The sequence below is a fragment of the Allobosea sp. P4_H5 genome, from assembly GCF_056400825.1.
This window is the reverse complement of sequence record NZ_JBFUKM010000006.1, coordinates 138,357-157,212: the sequence shown is the minus strand read 5'-3', so window position 1 is coordinate 157,212 and position 18,856 is coordinate 138,357. Positions and strand designations below refer to the sequence as shown.

General features: G+C 66.1%; 17 protein-coding genes. 6 read left to right on the top strand and 11 right to left on the bottom strand.

Annotated features, from left to right (window positions below; genetic code table 11):
- Nucleotides 1-3: 3 nt before the first annotated feature.
- The 5 genes from AC1DS0_RS14310 to AC1DS0_RS14290 form a co-directional block, all read right to left on the bottom strand.
- The gene (locus tag AC1DS0_RS14310; protein ID WP_476814970.1) at nucleotides 4-2,190 is read right to left on the bottom strand and encodes a putative bifunctional diguanylate cyclase/phosphodiesterase; all 2,187 of its coding nucleotides are present in this window, start codon (nucleotides 2,188-2,190) and stop codon (nucleotides 4-6) included.
- A 142-nt stretch (nucleotides 2,191-2,332) separates the two neighbouring features.
- Complete coding sequence (locus AC1DS0_RS14305; RefSeq protein WP_476814969.1) at nucleotides 2,333-3,082, bottom strand: proteasome-type protease; 750 nt, start codon at nucleotides 3,080-3,082, stop codon at nucleotides 2,333-2,335.
- Between the two features lie 78 nt (nucleotides 3,083-3,160).
- Nucleotides 3,161-3,988, bottom strand: a complete 828-nt coding sequence (locus AC1DS0_RS14300; RefSeq protein ID WP_476814968.1) for a transglutaminase family protein — start codon at nucleotides 3,986-3,988, stop codon at nucleotides 3,161-3,163.
- 39 nt (nucleotides 3,989-4,027) lie between these two features.
- Entirely contained in the window at nucleotides 4,028-4,969 is a 942-nt protein-coding gene (locus AC1DS0_RS14295; RefSeq protein ID WP_152012696.1) for an alpha-E domain-containing protein, read from the bottom strand.
- 52 nt (nucleotides 4,970-5,021) lie between these two features.
- Nucleotides 5,022-6,437, bottom strand: a complete 1,416-nt coding sequence (locus AC1DS0_RS14290; protein WP_476814967.1) for a circularly permuted type 2 ATP-grasp protein — start codon at nucleotides 6,435-6,437, stop codon at nucleotides 5,022-5,024.
- A 231-nt stretch (nucleotides 6,438-6,668) separates the two neighbouring features.
- On the opposite strand from AC1DS0_RS14290, the gene AC1DS0_RS14285 reads away from it, so the two are divergent.
- Entirely contained in the window at nucleotides 6,669-7,292 is a 624-nt protein-coding gene (locus AC1DS0_RS14285) for an NAD(P)H-dependent oxidoreductase (protein ID WP_476814966.1), read from the top strand.
- A 12-nt stretch (nucleotides 7,293-7,304) separates the two neighbouring features.
- Here AC1DS0_RS14285 and AC1DS0_RS14280 read toward each other — a convergent pair whose 3' ends face one another.
- Nucleotides 7,305-7,616, bottom strand: coding sequence for a hypothetical protein (locus AC1DS0_RS14280; RefSeq protein WP_476814965.1), 312 nt, complete (start codon nucleotides 7,614-7,616; stop codon nucleotides 7,305-7,307).
- Nucleotides 7,617-7,838: 222 nt separating this feature from the next.
- Here AC1DS0_RS14280 and AC1DS0_RS14275 point away from each other — a divergent pair, with 222 nt between their 5' ends.
- Nucleotides 7,839-8,876 (top strand): Bug family tripartite tricarboxylate transporter substrate binding protein, encoded by a 1,038-nt coding sequence (locus tag AC1DS0_RS14275; protein WP_476814964.1) that lies wholly within the window; start codon nucleotides 7,839-7,841, stop codon nucleotides 8,874-8,876.
- Nucleotides 8,877-9,024: 148 nt separating this feature from the next.
- Here the strand turns inward: AC1DS0_RS14275 and radC are convergent, their stop codons facing one another.
- The 3 genes from radC to AC1DS0_RS14260 all read right to left on the bottom strand — a co-directional run bounded on the left by radC (nucleotide 9,025) and on the right by AC1DS0_RS14260 (nucleotide 11,595).
- On the bottom strand, nucleotides 9,025-9,753 hold the full coding sequence (gene radC / locus AC1DS0_RS14270) for a RadC family protein (protein WP_476814963.1): 729 nt from the start codon (nucleotides 9,751-9,753) through the stop codon (nucleotides 9,025-9,027).
- Nucleotides 9,750-10,571 carry a type I methionyl aminopeptidase gene (gene map, locus AC1DS0_RS14265; protein WP_476814962.1) on the bottom strand — a complete coding sequence of 274 codons (822 nt, stop codon included), beginning with the start codon at nucleotides 10,569-10,571 and terminating at the stop codon, nucleotides 9,750-9,752. The genes radC and map overlap by 4 nt, the downstream gene beginning before the upstream one ends.
- 103 nt (nucleotides 10,572-10,674) lie before the next feature.
- A complete protein-coding gene (locus AC1DS0_RS14260) occupies nucleotides 10,675-11,595 on the bottom strand; it encodes an alpha/beta fold hydrolase (RefSeq protein ID WP_476814961.1) in 921 nt (306 codons plus the stop codon).
- 118 nt (nucleotides 11,596-11,713) lie between these two features.
- Between AC1DS0_RS14260 and AC1DS0_RS14255 the strand changes: the two genes are divergently transcribed.
- The 4 genes from AC1DS0_RS14255 (at nucleotide 11,714) to gpt (ending at nucleotide 16,366) form a co-directional block, all read left to right on the top strand.
- A complete protein-coding gene (locus AC1DS0_RS14255) occupies nucleotides 11,714-12,592 on the top strand; it encodes an FkbM family methyltransferase (protein ID WP_476814960.1) in 879 nt (292 codons plus the stop codon).
- Between the two features lie 126 nt (nucleotides 12,593-12,718).
- On the top strand, nucleotides 12,719-13,483 hold the full coding sequence (locus AC1DS0_RS14250) for a competence/damage-inducible protein A (RefSeq protein ID WP_476814959.1): 765 nt from the start codon (nucleotides 12,719-12,721) through the stop codon (nucleotides 13,481-13,483).
- A gap of 445 nt (nucleotides 13,484-13,928) precedes the next feature.
- The gene (locus AC1DS0_RS14245) at nucleotides 13,929-15,749 is read left to right on the top strand and encodes a methyl-accepting chemotaxis protein (RefSeq protein WP_476814958.1); all 1,821 of its coding nucleotides are present in this window, start codon (nucleotides 13,929-13,931) and stop codon (nucleotides 15,747-15,749) included.
- A 107-nt stretch (nucleotides 15,750-15,856) separates the two neighbouring features.
- Nucleotides 15,857-16,366 carry a xanthine phosphoribosyltransferase gene (gpt, locus tag AC1DS0_RS14240; RefSeq protein ID WP_152012686.1) on the top strand — a complete coding sequence of 170 codons (510 nt, stop codon included), beginning with the start codon at nucleotides 15,857-15,859 and terminating at the stop codon, nucleotides 16,364-16,366.
- Nucleotides 16,367-16,531: 165 nt separating this feature from the next.
- Here gpt and AC1DS0_RS14235 read toward each other — a convergent pair whose 3' ends face one another.
- Both AC1DS0_RS14235 and AC1DS0_RS14230 read right to left on the bottom strand, forming a co-directional pair.
- Complete coding sequence (locus tag AC1DS0_RS14235; protein ID WP_476814957.1) at nucleotides 16,532-17,434, bottom strand: DMT family transporter; 903 nt, start codon at nucleotides 17,432-17,434, stop codon at nucleotides 16,532-16,534.
- 263 nt (nucleotides 17,435-17,697) lie between these two features.
- On the bottom strand, nucleotides 17,698-18,768 hold the full coding sequence (locus AC1DS0_RS14230; RefSeq protein WP_476814956.1) for a serine hydrolase domain-containing protein: 1,071 nt from the start codon (nucleotides 18,766-18,768) through the stop codon (nucleotides 17,698-17,700).
- Nucleotides 18,769-18,856: the final 88 nt, after the last annotated feature.

Genomic DNA, 18,856 nt, shown 5'->3' with positions numbered 1-18,856 from the left:
CGCTCAGGCTGCGAGCGCCTGCTCGAACGGCCGGTCGAGTGTCAGCAGGCGGTCGATCTCCTCGGGGGGCACGCCCTTGGAGAACAGGAAGCCCTGCAATTCGTGGCAGCCGATCGCCTGCAGGAAACGGTGCTGCTCGACCGTCTCGACGCCCTCGGCGCAGACGCGCAGGCCGAGCGCCCGGCCGAGATGCACGACCGAATGGACCAGGATCGCCGATTCGCCGGTCGCTTCCATGTATTCGAGGAAGGAGCGGTCGATCTTGATCTTGTCGAAGGCGAAGCGGCGCAGATAGATCAGGCTCGAATAGCCGGTGCCGAAATCGTCGAGCGCCAGGCTGACGCCATGGGCGCGCAAATCCATCATCGCGGCTTCGGCAGCATCGGCGTCCTCGACCACGACACCCTCGGTCAGCTCCAGCTCGAGCCGCTCGGGGTCGAAGCCGGTCTCCTTGAGGACACGGATCACGCTCGCGACGAAATCCTTATGGCGGAACTGGATCGGCGAGACGTTGACGGCGAGCTTGATGCCGGGCCATTGCCGCGCCTGCTCGCAGGCGCGGCGCAGCACCCACTCGCTGAGCGGCACGATCAAGCCACGCTCTTCGGCGATGCCGATGAACTCGGACGGAGGGATCATCCCGTGCTCGGGATGCGGCCAGCGCACCAGCGCCTCGACGCCGACGATGGTGGAGCCGTCGATCGAGACCTGCGGCTGATAGTGCAGCAGCAACTGGTCACGGGCGATGGCGTTGCGCAGATCCTCTTCGACCATGCGCTTGAGATGCAGCGCCCGGTTCATCTGCGGCTCGAAGAAGGAGTAGCGGTTCCGGCCTTCGTTCTTGGCCTGATAAAGCGCGGTGTCGGCGAGGCGCAGCAGCGTGCTGCGGTCGGCGCCGTCGCGCGGTGCATGGGCGATGCCGATCGAGCAGCCGATGCTGACGGCAACGCCGCCAATCTCGAAAGGCTCGGTCAGCGCGTCGAGGATGCGCTGGCCGAGCACGGCACTGGCGTTCGGCGCCTCCATATGGGTCTGGATGATGCCGAACTCGTCGCCGCCGAGGCGCGCGACCGTGTCACCCAGCCGCAGGACGGTGGTCAGGCGCCTGGCGGCCTGGCGGATCAGCTCGTCGCCGGCATTGTGGCCGTAGGTGTCGTTGACGGCCTTGAAGCGGTCGAGGTCGAGCAGCAGTACGGCGAGGCCGCTTTTGGTCCGACCGAGCTGTGCGATCTCCTGGTCGAGCCGGAGGTCGAAGGTGCGGCGGTTGGGCAGGCCAGAGAGTTCGTCCTGGCCGGCGAGGCGATGGATCTGGCTCTCGCGTGCGGCGATCTGCTGGGCGGCGCTCCGCAGGCGATGGAAGACATAGGCGAACAGGGCGACGAACAGCAGGACGACCGCGCCGAGTGCCCAGGCGAACTGGTGGATCATCGCATCGCCCGGCCGCTCCGGCGTCCAGCTCAGCCAGGCGTTGACGGAGCCGTCGGGTGAGGAGATGTCGCGCCGTCCCAGCGGGTTGACGGGGCGTTCGGTCACGACTGCCAGACGGGGGAGGCGATAGCGCAGGCCGAGCTCGTCGAGCTGGGCCTGCGTCACCTTGCGATAGCCGACGATGAAGGCAGCCGCCTCGGGCGACGCGGGACGGCCGGTCTGCTCGCCCTTGCGCAGGTCGGCGGCCATGACACCGACGATGTCGGTGCCGTTCTGGATCAGCCTGGCCGTGACCGGACCTTCGCCGATGCCCTGTGGTTCTGTCTGAGCCGTGCCGCCAGGCAGGTCCGGCCTGATCCGGGCCAGGGCGTCGTAGTCGGCCTGGGTTGCGGTTTCGCCATGTTGGACGCCGGCGAGGATGCGGCCGGAGGCGGTCACCAGATAGGTGCCGTCGAAATCGAGGAAGCGATTGCTGACCTGGGCAAAGGCCCATTGCAAGGTGACGCTCGGCAGGAGGCTGTTGAGGATTGGCTGCAACACGCCCGCGGCCTGCAGATTCTCGAAGCGCAGCTGGCGCAGGCGCACCTGCGTCGCCAGCGCCGTCTCGACGCGGTCACGCTGGCGGGTGGCTTCGAGCTGGTTGGTGTCGCTCACCATGGCCGACATCACGCCGAGTACCGCCGCCAGGACGAGCGCGAACGCACCGGCCAAAGTCGCCAGCGTGCGTGTCAGCATCCGTGCCGACGATTCGGTGTTCGTCATCTTAACGTTCGTCGGCAAGACTCAGACCTGTAGCGGCACGCTGACGGCGGACTTTGGCAGGGGAATCTTGCTATCCGGTTTCCAGAATCGCCGGGAAGTCAGCGAAGCTACGGATTTTCCGGCCGAAATCGCCGGCTCGAGGCTATTCGCCGGTCGGCTCGTAGGGCGGGCGCGGGATCGCCATATGGGCGGCGCGCAAGGCAGCCGACCAGCGCTCGCGCAGATCATGGAAATAGGGCTCGCCGGCCTCGATGCGGCGGTTCAGCTCAGGCGCTGCGGCATCGCGCCGGAGCACGATGATATCGATCGGCAGGCCGACGCCGAGATTCGAGCGCATGGTCGAATCCATCGAGATCAACCCGACCTTGAGCGCGTCGTAGAGATGCGACTTGAAGGTGACGGCGCGGTCGAGGATCGGCTTGCCGTATTTGTGCTCGCCGATCTGCAGGAAGGGCGCGTCCATGCCGCATTCGATGAAGTTGCCGGCCGAATAGACCATGAAGAGCCGCATCGGTTGGCCGACGATCTGGCCGCCGAACAGCAGCGACATGTCGTATTTGAGACCGGCCTCGCGCAGCGCCTCGCCATCGGTCTCGCGCACGATGCGCACGGCGCGGCCGACGAGCTGCGCGGCGCGGAACATCGAGGGCGCGTTCTGCAGCGTCTCGACCTCGCCCGTCTCCGGATTGGGAATGCCTTCATGGAGCAGGCTGACGACCGACTGCGTGACCGAGAGGTTGCCGGCGGTGGCGAGCGCCATCGTCCGCTCACCCGGCCAGGAGAAGACGTGCAGCTTGCGGAAGGTCGAGATGTCGTCGAGCCCGGCATTGGTGCGGGTGTCGGCGATCATCACGAGCCCGTCCTGGACGAGGATGCCGGCGCAATAGGTCACGATCGATCTCCAGGGCACGCCGGAAGGGCGAGCGAGCTGGTATCAGGCGCTCGTGACGGGGACAATGCGCACAGGCAGTTACTGCCCCTGGAATCGTGGCTTGGCCGCCTGGGCGCTGACCTCGACCAGGAGGCTCTCGCCCTGGCCCCCGGTACGGGCACCGCGGACCGGGGCGGCGTCGGCGAAGTCGAGCCCGGCGGCGACGCGCACATGGGTGTCGATCGGGCAGAGCCCGTTGGCGGCATCGAAACCGATCCAGCCATAATCGGGCAGCCAGGCCTCGGCCCAGGCATGGGCGCCGTCGGCATGGCGCAGGGTGTCCGAGGCCGCGACATAGCCGGAGACATAACGCGCCGGCGCGCCGAGCAGGCGGGCGCAGGTCATGAAGACATGGGCGACGTCCTGCGGGATGCCTTCGCCGGCTTTCGCGCAGGCCGCGGCGCCGATGCCGAGATGGTCGGCCGTCGGGATGCAGCGAATCTCGGCGTTGATCGTCTCCATGAGCGCGTGCAGCTTGGTGAGGTCGCTGCCGCCGCGGCCGGCGGCGGTGCCGGCGAGCGCCCGCACCGCCTCGTTGGCTTGCGTCAGGAGGGTGTCGCGCATGAACACGTCCGGCGGCACCTTCTCGACCGTGCCGCGGACCGCGCCCGCGAGATCGACCGTCTCGACCAGGCCGTTGATCTCGATCGTATAGCCTTCGATCGGGCCCTCAGCCGAGAAGTCGTGGGTGATGTTGCCAAACGGATCCTGTCCGGCATGCAGGCGTCCGTCGATATTGGGCGCGATCCGCCAGGAGACGACGTGCTGGCCCTCATGATCGCGCGGCGTCAGCCGCAACACCTGCCGAAGCTGACGCACCGGCTCGGCATAAGAATAGGCGATGCTGTGGGAAATCCGGATCCGCATGCGGCAAGCAATCCAAATTGAGGAGCGGAAGGGAAGCCCTTACTGCAGATATTGTTCGACGATGACGTGTCCGAGGCGGTTGTTCTCGGTGATGAAGTCCTCGATGAATTCGTGCAGCCCGCGCTGGAGTACCTGCTCGATCGGCGTGTTGTCGAAATTGGTCAGCGTCTTGCGGGCCTGGCGCTGGGCCGGGCCATGCCGGTTATAGGCATCGCCGATCTGGTCGAGGAAGCGCGAGATGTTCTCGTAGCAGCTCGCCAGCGAGCGCGGCATGCGCTTGTTGAGGATCAGAAGATCGGCGATCAGCGTCGGCTTCACAGCCTGGCGGTAGACCCAGTGATAGGCCGTCAGCGCCGAGACCTCGCGCAGCATCGTCGTCCACTGGAAATAGTCGAGCGAGCCGCCGACCTGCTCGGTCTCGGGCAGGAGGACATGGTATTTCACGTCGAGGATGCGGGCGGTGTTGTCGGCCCGTTCGATGTTCACGCCGAGGCGTGAGAACCAGTAGCCGTCGTCGCGCAGCATGGTCCGGTAGGCCGAGCCGTCGAAGGTCAGTGAAACGTTCTTCACCCAGTCGAGGAAGCGGGCGAACTCCTCGCGGTCCATGCGCCTGCGCTCGAAGCGCTGGAGCTCGAGCCAGGCGCCGTTGAGCGCATCCCACATCTCCGAGGTCAGCGCGGTGCGGACGGCGCGGGCGTTCGAGCGGGCCAGCGCGAAGCAGTTGCGGATCGAGGTCGGGTTGTCCGGGTTGAAGCTGAGGAAATCGCAGACATTGCGCTCGTTCGCCTCGCCATAGGCCTTGGCGAAGGTCTCCTCGCAGCCGGCGGTGGCGACCGCGCTCTGCCATTCGGTGCCGGCGCCGCCATAAGCGGAGGGCAGGTTGGTCAGGCGGGTGGTGGCATCGAGGATACGGGCGAGGTACTCGGCCCGCTCCACATAGCGCGAGACCCAGTAGAGACTGTCGGCGGTACGGGAAAGCATGCTCAGGTCCGGGCTTCCGGGGTGATGCGAACTGGGGTGAAGGCGGGTTTCGTCATGCGTCGAGCACCCAGGTGTCCTTAGTGCCGCCGCCCTGGCTGGAATTGACCACGAGCGAGCCCTCCTTGAGCGCGACGCGGGTCAGGCCGCCCGGGACGCAGGAGATGCCGTTGGCACCGGAGAGGACGTAGGGGCGCAGATCGACATGGCGCGGCGCCACGCCCGAGGCGACGAAGGTCGGGCAGGTCGAGAGCGCCAGCGTCGGCTGGGCGATGAAGCCCTCGGGCTGGTCCTTCAGCTTCTGGCGGAAGGTCTCGAGCTGCGCCTTGCTGGCATGTGGGCCGACCAGCATGCCGTAACCGCCGGAGCCGTTGACCTCCTTGACGACGAGCTTGTCGAGATTGTCGAGCACATAGGCGTTGGCCTCGCGCTCGCGGCAGCGATAGGTCGGGACGTTCTTCAGGATCGGCTCCTCGCCGGTGAAGAATTTCACGATTTCCGGCATGTAGCTGTAGACCGCCTTGTCGTCGGCGACGCCGGTGCCGACTGCATTGGCGAGCGTGACGTTGCCGGCTTTGTAGGCGCCGATGATGCCGGGTACGCCGAGTATCGAGTCGCTACGGAAGACCAGCGGGTCGATGAAGTCGTCGTCGATGCGGCGGTAGATCACGTCGACGCGCTTCGGACCCTGCGTCGTGCGCATGTAGACGACGTCGTCCTTGACCAGCAGGTCCGAGCCTTCGACCAGTTCGACGCCGAGCTTGTCGGCCAGGAAGGAGTGCTCGTAGAAGGCCGAATTGTACTGGCCGGGGGTCAGCAGGCAGATCGTCGGATCGGAGGAGGCCGAGCGCGGGGCAACCGAGCGCAAGGTCGCCAGCAACTGGTCGGGGTAATTGTCGACCGGCGCGACACGGTGCGTGGCGAAGAGCTCCGGGAAGAGCCGAAGCATCACCTCACGGTTCTCCATCATGTAGGAGACGCCCGACGGCGTGCGGGCGTTGTCTTCGAGCACATAGAAGGTGTCGGCGTCGACGCGGACGATGTCGATGCCGGCGATGTGGCAGTAGATGCCGTGCGGCACCTGGAAATCGACCATCTGCAACTGGTAGCAGGCGTTGCGATAGACCAGCTCAGGCGGGATGATGCCGGCCTTCAGGCACTCCTTCTTCCCGTAGACGTCGGCCAGGAACATGTTGAGCGCGGTGACGCGCTGGCGCAGGCCCTTTTCCAGCTTTGTCCATTCCGGCTTGGTCAGCACGCGCGGGATGATGTCGAAGGGGATCAGGCGTTCGGTCGATTCCTCGTCGCCATAGACGGCAAAGGTGATGCCGATCCGGCGAAAGAACAGCTCGGCCTGTGAGCGGCGCAGCGCCAGCATCTCTGGCGGCGCCTCCTTCAGCCAGCGATCGAGTTCGCCATAGGCCGCCCGCAGGCCGCCTTCTCCCCCTGTCATCTCGTCGAATGCGACCATGCAGCCGTCTTCCCCTGTTTGAGGTAGCCTATGCGCATTCGCTCGCGTTCGGAAAGGGGTTCTTTGCCAAGCACTTTGGCTGGGCTTGCCTCATTCTTGGGCAGGTGACGGCGCGCGGTCGTCTGGCCCGAAGCGCAGCCGAGCCCAATCGAACAGGACGGCAGACCGCGGATGCGAGCCAGGTTTAGGAGATCAGCAATGGTCTTGCGGACTCCGGCGCGGTGTAGTCGCATGTCGATCATGCGCATTCTGTCCCTGGTCGCTCATCCTCGCGAGTCGAGTTTCTGCCATGCGATTTCGGACCGTGTTCGGACCGTGCTGTCGGATGCTGGACACATTGTCATCCATCACGACCTTTACGCCGAAGGGTTCGATCCCTGTCTGAAGGCCGATGAAGCTTATACGGTCGGCGATACGCTCGAGGCGGCGCTCTCGCGCGCCGAAGACCCGGTTGTTCGACAGCATCGGTCCGATATCGCGGATGCCGATGGCCTGTTCGTCGTCCATCCGAATTGGTGGGGTAAGCCACCCGCGATTTTATCGGGCTGGATGGATCGCGTTCTGGTTCCAGGCGTGGCCTATCGCCTGAGCACTGCGGCCGGTTTGCCGGAGGGGCTGCTGGCGATCAGGACTGCGCTCATCCTGAACACCTCCGACACGCCAGCGCAGCGTGAGGAGAAGGAGTTGGGTGATCCGCTCGAAGCGATCTGGGGGCGCTGTGTACTGCCGTATTGCGGCGTGGAGACCTATACCCGGCATGTTTTTCGGCCGGTCGTCGGCAGCTCCGACGACGAGCGGGCACATTGGCTCACCGAAGCCGAAACCGTCGGCCGGACGCTGTTTGACCCGGATTGATAGCGGTGGGGTTCAGCCTGGGAAGGCGGGCGGGGCGCCGATCGCAGCCGTGATCAAGACCTCGAGGCTGGCGGCAGCCCGCGCCTCGTCGACATGGCTGCGTAGCAGCTCGAGCGAGATCGCCTCGCCTGCGCCAAGGATGCCGGTGCAGCGCAGGTTCAATTCGTCCGCTGGCAGATGGCTCGCATGCGGCGCGAAGGCGTCACGCCAGATTCCGACATAGCGGGCGACGAGCTCGCGCTGCACCGCCTCCATGGCCTCGCTGCCCTTCAGCGCGGCAGAGAGCGCGTACCATTCGGTGCCGACCTCGCGGGCGCAGCTCATATAGGCGGTGGCAATCGATCGTCAGCAGCCGGCTCGCGTATGCGTCGATGCCAATGCGGCCGCGCAGGGAGGCCCTGCCGCTTGCTGCTGAATCCAAAAAATAATGCTGTTTCAGCAGATTAATGTTTATATATTTGCTCTATAAGCAGTTACGATTCGCAATATCTGCTTATTCAGTGGTATTGTCCACGGCAATCGCGGCAATAGGCAGGCCGCCTGGCGTTGGCCGGCGGCGATGCGCAACAGACCGCGGTCTTCTGGGAGGATGAGATGCGGCAGCTTCTTTGGCGCGCATGCAGGCGGCTGTCTGCGTTGGCGGGCGTTTTCCTTTTTGCGTTCGCGCCCGCGGTCGACGCGCAAACCGGGTCTGAGAAATATCCGGATCGTCCGATCAAGATCATCGTGCCGTTTCCGGCCGGCGGATCGGTCGATGCGCTGGCGCGGGTGGTGGCGCACAGCCTGTCGGAGCGATGGGGCCAGCAGGTGATCGTCGAGGCGCGGCCTGGCGCAAGCACGATGGTCGGCACCGGCGCGGCGGCGAAGGCGGAGCCCGACGGCTACACGCTGCTCATGACGGTGAGCAACCTCACCACCAATCCGGCGCTCTATGCGAAGGTCGCGTATGACGCGCAGCGCGATTTCGCGCCCATCGCCATGCTCGCGCGCACGCCGGTGGTGCTATACGCCACGCCGTCGCTGCCCGCGAACGATCTGGTCGAACTCGTCGCGCTGGCGAAGACCAAGCAGGGAGGCGTCGATTTCGGTTCCGCCGGCGTCGGCACAATGACGCATTTGACCGCCGAACAGTTCAAGATCGCATCGGGCGCCGCGATGACGCATGTGCTCTATCGCGGCGGCGCGCCGGCGTTGAACGATCTCATCGCCGGTCATCTCGCCTTGCAATTCGGCACCGTCGGCCAAGCTTATGAGCAATACCGCGCCGGCCAGGTCAAGGCGCTCGCGATCTCGTCGGCTGAGCGTTATCCCTCGATGAAGGAGACGCCGACCTTCGCCGAGCAGGGCTTCGACGTCGTCGTCACCGAATGGTACGGCCTGTTCGCGCCGGCGGCGACGCCAAAGCCGATTATCGCCAAGCTCAACGCCGAACTGAAACGCATCATGGCCTCGCCGGATGTTGGCAAGCGCATGAGTTCGATCGAGCTGACGCATTCGACGCCGGAGGAGCTCGACGCCTTCGTGCGAGCCGAAACCGAGCGCTGGGGCGCGCTGATCAAGAAGATCGGCATCACGGCGCAGTGACAGCGATGCGGAGGCTGGGGGAGTTCGGCATCGCGATGCGGGAGGTGTGACAGCTCTCGTCATTCTCGGGCTGGAACCTCTTTCGGCCCGAGATAGCGGGCTCAAGGCCGGCCATGACGCTGCCCGGCGTTTGTGCCCGTGAGCGGCGTCAGATCAGCCCCAGCCCCTTGAAGCTGGCATGGCCGTCGCGACCGACGATGATGTGGTCGTGGATGGCGATGCCGAGTGGTTTGGCGATGTCGACGAGCTCGCGCGTCATGCGCATATCGGCCCCGGATGGAGTCGGGTCGCCGGACGGGTGGTTGTGCACCAGGATCAGTGCGGTCGCCGAGAGCTCCAGCGCCCGGCGCATCACCTCGCGCGGGTAGACCGGGGTGTGGTCGACCGTGCCGGTCTGCTGCACCTCGTCGGCGATCAGCGCGTTCTTCTTGTCGAGGAAGAGGATGCGGAACTGCTCGCGCTCGGCGAAGGCCATGGCGAGGCGGCAATAGTCGATCACCGAAGACCAGGAGGAGAGCACCGGCTTCTTGGCGACCTGGCCCTTCATCGTGCGCTTCAGCGCCGCCTCGACGATCTTGAGATCGAGCGCGACGCTCTCGCCGACGCCCTTGACCTCCCTCAGCCGTGCGACCGGCGCGCCGATCACTTCGGCGAAGGAGCCGAAATACTGGATCAGCTGCTTGGCGAGCGGCTTGACGTCGCGCTGCGGGATCGAGCGGAAGAGCAGGAGCTCGAGCAGTTCGTAATCGGGCAAAGCGGCGTCGCCGGCGTCGAGGAAGCGCTGGCGCAAACGGTCGCGATGGCCGAGATGGTGCGGCGGGGCGTCGTCCGAGGCAGCGGCAATCGGGGCTGGTTTGCCGTTGCCGCTGGTCTTCATGTGCGGGCGAGCGGATTGTCGAGGCCGGCGGGCGAGAGCGTGAATATCTCGCAGCCCGTCTCGGTCACGCCGACCGTGTGCTCGAACTGGGCCGAGAGCGAGCGGTCGCGCGTCACCGCCGTCCAGCCGTCGGAGAGCACCTTCACGCTCGCCTTGCCGAGATTGATCATCGGCTCGATGGTGAAGAGCATGCCGGGCTTGAGCTCGACGCCTTCGCCGGGGCTGCCATAGTGCAGGATGTTCGGCGCGTCGTGGAAGACTTGGCCGAGGCCGTGGCCGCAGAAATCGCGCACGACAGAGCAGCGCTCGCCCTCGGCATAGCGCTGGATGGCAAAGCCGATATCGCCGGTGGTCGCACCAGGGCGCGTGGCGCGGATGCCGCGCAGCAGGCTCTCATAGGTGATCTCGACCAGCCGCTCGGCCTTGCGCGGGATATCGCCGACCGCGAACATCCGGCTGGAATCGCCATGCCAACCATCGACGATCAGGGTGTAGTCGATGTTGACGATGTCGCCCTCGCGCATCGGCTTGTCGTCAGGGATGCCGTGACAGACGACGTGGTTGATCGAGGTGCAGATCGACTTGGTGTAGCCGCGATAGAACAGCGTTGCCGGATAGGCGCCATTGTCCATGGCGAACTGGAAGGCGAGATCGTCGAGGCGTTGGGTGGTCACGCCGGGCTTGACTTCGCCGGCGAGCATGTCGAGGCCGCGCGCGGTCAGCTGCCCGGCCTTGCGCATCGCCGCGAAGGCCTCTGGTCCATGCAGCTTGATGGCGGGGTCGCGCCGCCCGCGCGAGATCGATTCGTTCAGGGTCATTCCGTAAGGCCGCTCCTTGACCTCCTTATCTATTGGGTTTGGGTAGCGGTGCAAGCGCCGCCGACCGAGCCGGCTCGATGGCTCGCTCCGGCGACAGCGACGCTCAGGGTACGCGGATGAGGAAGCTGCGGACTGCCGCGACGGTCGCCTTCGGATTCTCTTCCATGATCCAGTGGCCGGAATCCGGGACGATGCCTTCGCTGACATCTGTCGCGGCAAAGCGCATCACCACGGCCATGGTCAGTCCGAACGACTTCTCGCCACCCAGTGCCAGTACCGGCATCGCGAGTTTGCCCTGCTGCGCGAGGAAGGCCTTGTTGTCGATCGCGTCCTGGTCGAAAGCCGCGAATTGGGCGAAGCCGGAATGCATCGCGCCCGGACGGGCGTAGAGTGCCGTGTAATGCTGGCGTGCCGCCTCGCTGAAGCGGCTGGGCGTCGCGGAAAACTCGTTCCAGAAGCGGTCGAGATAGATGCGCTCGCGCCCGGCGACCAAGCGCTCCATGTCCGGCCCGCCGAAGCGGAAGTGCCAGAGCAGCGGGTTCTTGAGGATTTCCTCCCAGGGGCCGACACCGGGGACCGGCGCGTCGATCAGGACGAAGCGGGAGATGCGGTCCCGGTACTGGGCGGCAAGGGCAAAGCCGACCATGTTGCCGATGTCATGGGTCACGAGGTCGGCCTTGGCGATGCCGAGCTTGTCGAGGACACCGGCGATGTCGTGCGCCTGGTTCTTCTTGTCGAAACCGCCGGGTGTCTGGGCCGAAAGCCCCATGCCGCGCAGATCGGGTATGACCACGGTGCGCTCGCGCGCCAGGTCGGCCGCCATTGGCGCCCACATGTCGCCCGTCTCACCGTAGCCGTGCAGTAACACAACCGCCGGCCCACTGCCGCCGATGCGGACATGCAGCGTTGTACCGTTGGTGACGATCTCTTGCGTCTTGAAGTCCGCGGGGAACGGCTCGACCTGTGCTTGCGCCGGCAACGCCAGAAGGAAAACCGCAACGAGAGTGGAGGCGAATCTGAGCATGTTGGACCCCAATGCAACGGGCTCTCGCGGTACGATGCGCGCGCGGGCTCCATCAGCGCGCCAGAATCTCGCGGGATGCAAGCGCGGTCGGCGGCCCGCCGTCATCCGGCTGGCGCGAATGGCCGGCGAGGTGTACAGCGCGCCGATGGCTTTCAATGAGATCAGACCGGTCGAGGACCAGCCTTTCGGCACTTTCGCGCCGCAGGGGCTCATCGCCCGCATCATCGGCTGGACGCGCTGCGCCTCCAGCACCTTCCTCGGCCGCAAGCTCGCCTTCGCGCTGCGCCGCCTCGGGCTCAACCGGCTCAAGGGCCAGCCCGTCGACATCGAGGCGCTCGGCGCCCAGATGCGGCTCTACCCCGAGGGCAATGTCTGCGAGAAGCGGGTGCTGTTCACGCCGCAGTATTTCGATGCCCAGGAGCGCGAACTACTGGCCTCGCGCATCCGCGACGGTTTCAGCTTCATTGATGTCGGCGCCAATATCGGCGCCTATTCGCTGTTCGTCGCGGCGCGGGCAGGGCGGGGCGCGCGCATTCTCGCAGTCGAGCCGCAGCCCGACATCTTCGCGCGGCTGACCTACAACATCGCCCAGAACCCGTTCGGCACGGTCAAGGCGATCGCCTGCGCGCTTGCCGACAAGCCGGGCGAGCTGACGCTCTTCCTCGACCCCGCCAACAAGGGCGAATCGAGCGTGCGCATCCTGCGCTCCAGCAATGCGAACTCGGTGCGCGTGCCGGCGACGACCCTGCTCGCTCTGGTGCAGAGCGAGGGCTATGAGCGGATCGATGCGATCAAGCTCGACGTCGAGGGCGCCGAGGACCTGATCCTCGAACCCTTCCTGCGCGATGCGCCCGAGGCACTCTGGCCCGGCTTCGTCATCGTCGAGGATTCGCGCGGCCGCTGGCAGGCCGACCTGCCGGCCCTGCTGGAGAGCAAGGGCTACAGGCTGATCGCCCAGACCCGGCTCAACCTGGTCTACGAGCGCACGACCTCGTGACCCGCTGCGCCGCGCGCGCATGGCCGCCCCGACTGGCGTGACGCTTGAGCACTCGCGCGCAAGCGGCTTAGCTCGCTGGCCTATCGGGGCACGCATGCGGCGACATCGAACAGCAGGGACAAGCCCATGACGGCAGCGCCATCGCCCGCCTTCCAACCCGTGGTCACCGCCGCGATCCTGGTGATCGGCGACGAGATTCTGTCGGGGCGGACCAAGGACAAGAACATCGGCTACATTGCCGAGTACCTGACCAATATCGGCATCGAGCTGCGCGAGGTCCGGGTCGTGCCCGACCTGACCGACGAGATCGTCTCGGCGCTGAACGCGCTGCGCTCGCGCTATACCTATGTCTTCACCACCGGCGGCATCGGCCCGACCCATGACGACATCACGGCGGATGCGGTCGCCACCGCCTTCGGCGTGCCGATCGACTACGACCAGCGCGCGATCGACATGCTGCTGGAGCGTTTCCCGAAGGACCAGCTCAACGAGGCCAGGATGCGGATGGCGCGCATTCCGGCGGGGGCCGACCTGATTGCCAATTCAGTGTCGAAGGCGCCGGGCTTCAAGATCGGCAACGTCCATGTCATGGCCGGCGTGCCGGCGATCATGCAGGCGATGCTCGATGTCGTCGGGCCGACGCTGAAGACCGGCGCCAAGATCCTATCGGAGACGGTGCAGGCGGGCCTGCGCGAGGGCGATATCGGCACGCCGCTCGCCGAGATCGCCAAAGCCCATGGCGACTGCTCGATCGGCTCCTACCCGTTCTGGTCCGAGACCGGCCCGGACACCAACATCGTCGTCCGCTCGCGCGACCCGGAGAAGCTGGCGCTGGCGACGGCGGCGGTGAGGGCGATGGTCGAGGCGGAGCGGGTACGGCTGCGCGGCTAGAACGTGCCAGGGTCAGGTTGAGCCGTCATTCCGGCGCGTGTTTCGCCGCGGTCGAAATTACGGAGCAAGTTGATGAAAATTGCCTCGGCTCAGGATCAACTCACCTCAAGCGAGCGATTCCCCTTCTGATTGTGGCGCATATAAATACACCTTATGAGAGTGTGACGTACCGTTCATAGCCGATAAAGTGTCGAGTTACTCATCCTGATTCGCGATTTTACGGCGATCGTTGCCATTGCCCCAGATATTGGGACTTAGTCTTCCATTGAGATGGGGCGTTTCTGTATCATTTGTGTGCATATGAAGGCGTATATCTGTGGCGTCGACACATTCAGGGGCGTTTTCGTTGTATTCGGCGGCTAGAGCGCAAAGCATTCGCGTCGTCGTTATCAATCCATAAACCAATTACTTGCACTCTTGACTTATTCAAATGGGGGCAAGAGGCATGCGGCTCAATCCTTTCGGGAGCGGCGCCTCGCGCCGAGATCTCGCGGCAGAAATGGCGGCGCTGAACCGTTCGACGGCGGTGATCAGCTTCGCGCTCGACGGCACGATCCTCGATGCCAACGAGAATTTCCTCAAGGCGATGGGCTACACGCTCGATCAGGTGCGCGGACGCCATCACAGCATCTTCGTTACCAAGGAAGAAGCTGCGAGCGCCGAATACAAGGCGTTCTGGGCGCGGCTGGCGCGCGGCGAATACGAGGCGCGCCAGTTCCTGCGCGTCGGCGCCGACGGTCGCGAGCTCTGGATCGAGGCGAGCTACAACCCGGTCCTCAATTCCGGCGGCAAGCCGGTCAAGGTGGTCAAGTTCGCGACTGTCATCACCGAGCAGAAGAACCATGAGGCCGACATGGCCGGGCAGGTCTCGGCGATCCGCAAGGCGATGGCGGTGATCGAGTTCACGCTCGACGGCCATATCCTCGATGCCAACGAGAACTTCCTCGCCGTCACCGGCTATTCGCTTGGCGAGATCAAGGGCAAGCATCATTCCATGTTCTGCGAAGCCGCCTATCGCAGCTCGCCGGAATACCGCACTTTCTGGGAGAAGCTCGGCCGCGGCGAATATGATTCCGGCCAGTATCAGCGCTTCGGCAAGGGTGGCCGCGAGGTCTGGATCCAGGCGAGCTACAATCCGATCATGGACGCCAAGGGCCGGCCGACCAAGGTGGTGAAATACGCTACCGACATCACCGAGCAGAAGGCTGCGCGCCAGCTCGCCAAGGCGGTCGGCGAGGCGCAAGCCGTGATCGGCCAGGCCAAGGACAAGGACCTGACGACGCGCATCGACATGGCCGGCAAGGAGGGCGAGGTCGCGGTCCTCTGCGGCGGCATCAACGAATTGATCGAGACGATGGCCGAGATGATCAGCGCCGTCGGCGTGATCTCCAGCAAGGTCGGTGCCGCCGCCGACAAGATGGCGAGCGAGAGCGTCGAATTGGCCGAGCGCGCCGAATCCCAGGCCGCGAGCCTGCAGGAGACGGCGGCGACGACCGAGGAGCTCGCTGCCTCGATCAAGACCAGCGCCGGCAATTCGCGCCAGGCGGCGGCGCTCGGCGACGAGGCCAAGACCGTCGCCTCGCGGGGCGGAGCGATCGTCACCGATGCGGTCGCGGCGATGGGCCGGATCGAGCAGGCCTCGGCCTCGATCGCCGACATCATCTCGATGATCGACGAGATCTCGTTCCAGACCAACCTGCTCGCGCTCAACGCCGCGGTCGAGGCGGCCCGCGCCGGCGATGCCGGGCGGGGCTTTGCGGTCGTCGCCTCGGAGGTCAGGGCGCTCGCCGGCCGCTCCAGCGAATCCGCCAACGGCATCAAGTCGCTGATCGCCAATTCGAGCGAGCAGGTCCGCTCCGGCGTCCAGCTCGTCAAGGATGCCGGCCGCACGCTCGACGAGATCGTCGATGCGGCCAACCGGGTCGCCGGCACCATCGCCGAGATCTCGAGCGCGGCGACCGAGCAGGCCAATGGCGTCGAGGAAATGGCCAAGACCGTCGCCCATATGGACGAGATCACCCAGCGCAACTCGCTGATGGCCGACGCCAGCTCGAAGCTGTCGCGCGGTCTGCAGGGCGAGACGCAGGCGCTGGCGGCGCTGGTCGGCGCCTTCCGGCTTGGCGGCGACCAGCCTGCGCGACTGGCCGCGGATTTGCGCGCGGTCCTGCCGGTGATGAAGGCCGCAGCCGCTCCGGCAAGGCCCATGCCGCCGCCGCGCGCCAGGGTGGCCGGCGGCCGGGGCGACGACGGCTGGGCCGAGTTCTAGGCGATTAAAGCGCCGCGCGGCGGGGATTATCGCCGCGCAGCTATTGCCAGCGCCCTCCGGATGCGCTTTGCCGAAAGGCTCTTTTCCAGCCTGCCGCAGGACCAGCCATGGCCGACGCTTCCGCCAACAAGGCCTTCCCCGTTTCCTGGGACCAGTTCCACCGCGACGCCCGGGCTCTTGCCTGGCGCCTTGCCGATGCCGGCCCGTTCGAGGCGATGGTCTGCATCACCCGCGGCGGGCTCGTGCCGGCGGCGATCATCTGTCGCGAGCTCGGCCTGCGCATGATCGAGACGGTCTGCATCGCGAGCTATCACGATTACAAGAACCAGTCCGAGCTCAAGGTGATGAAGGAGATCGCCCCCTCGATCCGCGCCATCGGCGACGGCAAGGGCAAGGGCGTGCTCGTCGTCGACGACCTGACCGATACCGGCAAGACCGCCCGCATCGTGCGCGAGATGCTGCCGAACGCCCATTTCGCCACGGTCTACGCCAAGCCGGCCGGTGTGCCGGTGGTCGACACCTTCGTCACCGAGGTCAGCCAGGACACCTGGATCTATTTTCCCTGGGACATGGGCCTGGCCTATGTCGAGCCGATCGCCAAGGATCACAAGGGCTGAGGCTGCTGCTCGTCTTTCCGGGGCTTCGCGAAGCGAAGAGCCCGGAATCCAGAGCCGTTACCGCCCGTCGATGCGGCGCTGCCATCGCCGCGCCCTTCCTATATCTCTCATCGGTTCTGGGTTCCGGGCTCAGGCCTGCGGCCTGCCCCGGAATGACGCCGGAGATCACGCGCTGCTCGGGGCCTTCAGCGCCACCACCATGCCGATGACGGCGAGCGCCATGCCGGCGATCTCCAGCGTCGAAGCCTGCTCGCCGAGCAGGATCGCGCCGGCCAGTGCCGTGATCACCGGCACCAGCGGCAGGAACAGCGCCGCCCGGCCGGCGCCGAGGATGGCGACGGACTGGGTGTAGAGGAAGAGTGCGCCCGCGCCGACCAGCACGCCCTGATAGAAGGCCTGCAGCGCAATCGCCTGCGGCGCCACCTGCAGCAGATGGATCGGCTGGACCAGCGCCAGCAGCGGCAGCAGCGGCACCGACAGCAGGCAGGTCGCCATGGTGACCTCGACCGCGTCCGCCCCCCAACGCCGGGCGAGCAGGCCGAATGTCGACCAGAGCAGGGCGATCAGGACGAAGAGCAGGTCGCCGATCCAGGCGCCTTCCCGCGTCGGGGTGTTCGCCATCGCCTCGAAGGAGAAGACCACGACCCCGGCGACGATGATCGCAAGCCCGATGACCCGCAGCGGGCTGATGCGGTCGCCGAGCACGAGGACGGCGACCAGCGCTGTCGCGACCGGGATCAGCCCGGGCGTGATCACCGAGGAGTGCAGCGCCGGGGCGAAATGCGCGCCGCCGACCAGGAACAGGCTGTAGCTCGGCCCGACCAAGGCGGTGAGGATCAGCGCCCGCTTCCAGCCGAGCCGGCCGACCGGGAACGGCTTCAAGCGCTTGAGCGCGAAGGGCAGCAGCACCAGCGAGGCGGCGAGGAAGCGCAGGATCGTGACGTCGCCGGCCGAGAGCCCGGCCGCCACCGATTGCCGCGAGACCACCGCCTGCACGCCCCAGATGACCGAGGCGAGGATGCCGCAGGAAAAGCCGATGGCGAGGCGAGGGGAAGTGGGATTGGGCACGGGGCGGGGGCCTTGCGGGAGCAGGGCGGCTTATGGGCGCGGGAGGGGTTGGCGGCAAGGGTGGCCGCGTCACGAGGCATTACGCTGGGTGCATGGGCGAGCGAACCGCGACGCGACCCTTCTCCCCTCGGGGGAGAAGGTGGCAGCGCGAAGCGCTGACGGATGAGGGAAGGACTGACTGCGGTCTGTCCTTGTCTCACCCGGTCGTACCGCCCTCATCCCCCTGCCAGGACCTTCTCCCCCCGAGGGGAGAAGGAGACCCTTCATTCCACCGCCGCGACCAGCCGTTCCAGGAAACCGTCGATCGCGGCCTTGTCGATCCAGCGCAGCACCGCGACGAGCTCGTGCTCGGGGTCGATCCAGATCAGGTTGTTGCCCGCTCCTTGCGCGCTGAAGGCGCTCGCCGGCAACTTCGGATTGGCGGCGGGGCCGCGGTTCAGCCACCAGAGGAAGCCGTAATTCGGCAGGGTCGGCGAGGGCACGACCGATTGCGCCAGCCAGGAGGACGGGATCAGCTCGCGCCCGTCCCAGACGCCTTTCTGCGCGATCAGCTGGCCGAAGCGGGCATGGTCGCGGGCGCTGATGAAGAGGCCGCCGCCCCAATGGCCGCCGCCGGGGACCGACTGCATGCGCTCACCGTCGATCTCGAGCCAAGAGGTCTCGTAGCCCTCCCAGCGCCAGCCCGTTGAGGCGCCGATCGGGTCCATGATCCGCTCGCGCAGCACCTGCGGCAGCGGCTTCCGGAAGCGGCGCAGCAGCGCGTATCCCAGCGCATTCACCCGGACGTCGTTGTATTCGTAGAGGCTGCCGGGCTCGCGCAAGTCGCGGCGCTGGCCTTTTCGGCTATTGTCGGCGCCGATGCCGATCTGCCTGAAATGGTCGACCTGGTCGGATTTGCCGAAGATCTCGCCCTGCCACTCGCTGTTCATGTTGAGCAGATGCCGCCAGGTGATCCTGGCATTGTGCGGGCTGGAGAAATGCGGGCCGTCGACGCTTTTGCCGACCGGCTCGTCGATATCGGCGATCAGGCCGTCGGCGACGGCGAGGCCGGCCAGCACCGAGAGATAGCTCTTGGCGATCGAGAAGGTCATGTCGGCGCGCTCGACATCGCCCCATTCGGCAACGACCTTGCCGCCCTGCAGCACCACGCCGGCCGGTCCGCCGCGCGGCTCGACCGGTCCGACGATTTCGGTCCAGGGGCCCTTCTCGTCCCATTCGCGATTCCCGACATAGGCGCCGTCCGGATAGAACATGCTGCGCGGCCAGGGCGAGTCATGCGCCTGCGCGAAATCGACGGCGGCCTGGAGTCGGGCGGGGGAGAGGGAGCTGGGCAAGGCGAGGTCTCGCGAGCTGTGGCTGAAGAGGCCGGTTTAGCATTGCTGCCGGGAGGCGTCTGCGGCTGCTGGCGCATATGAGTTGTGC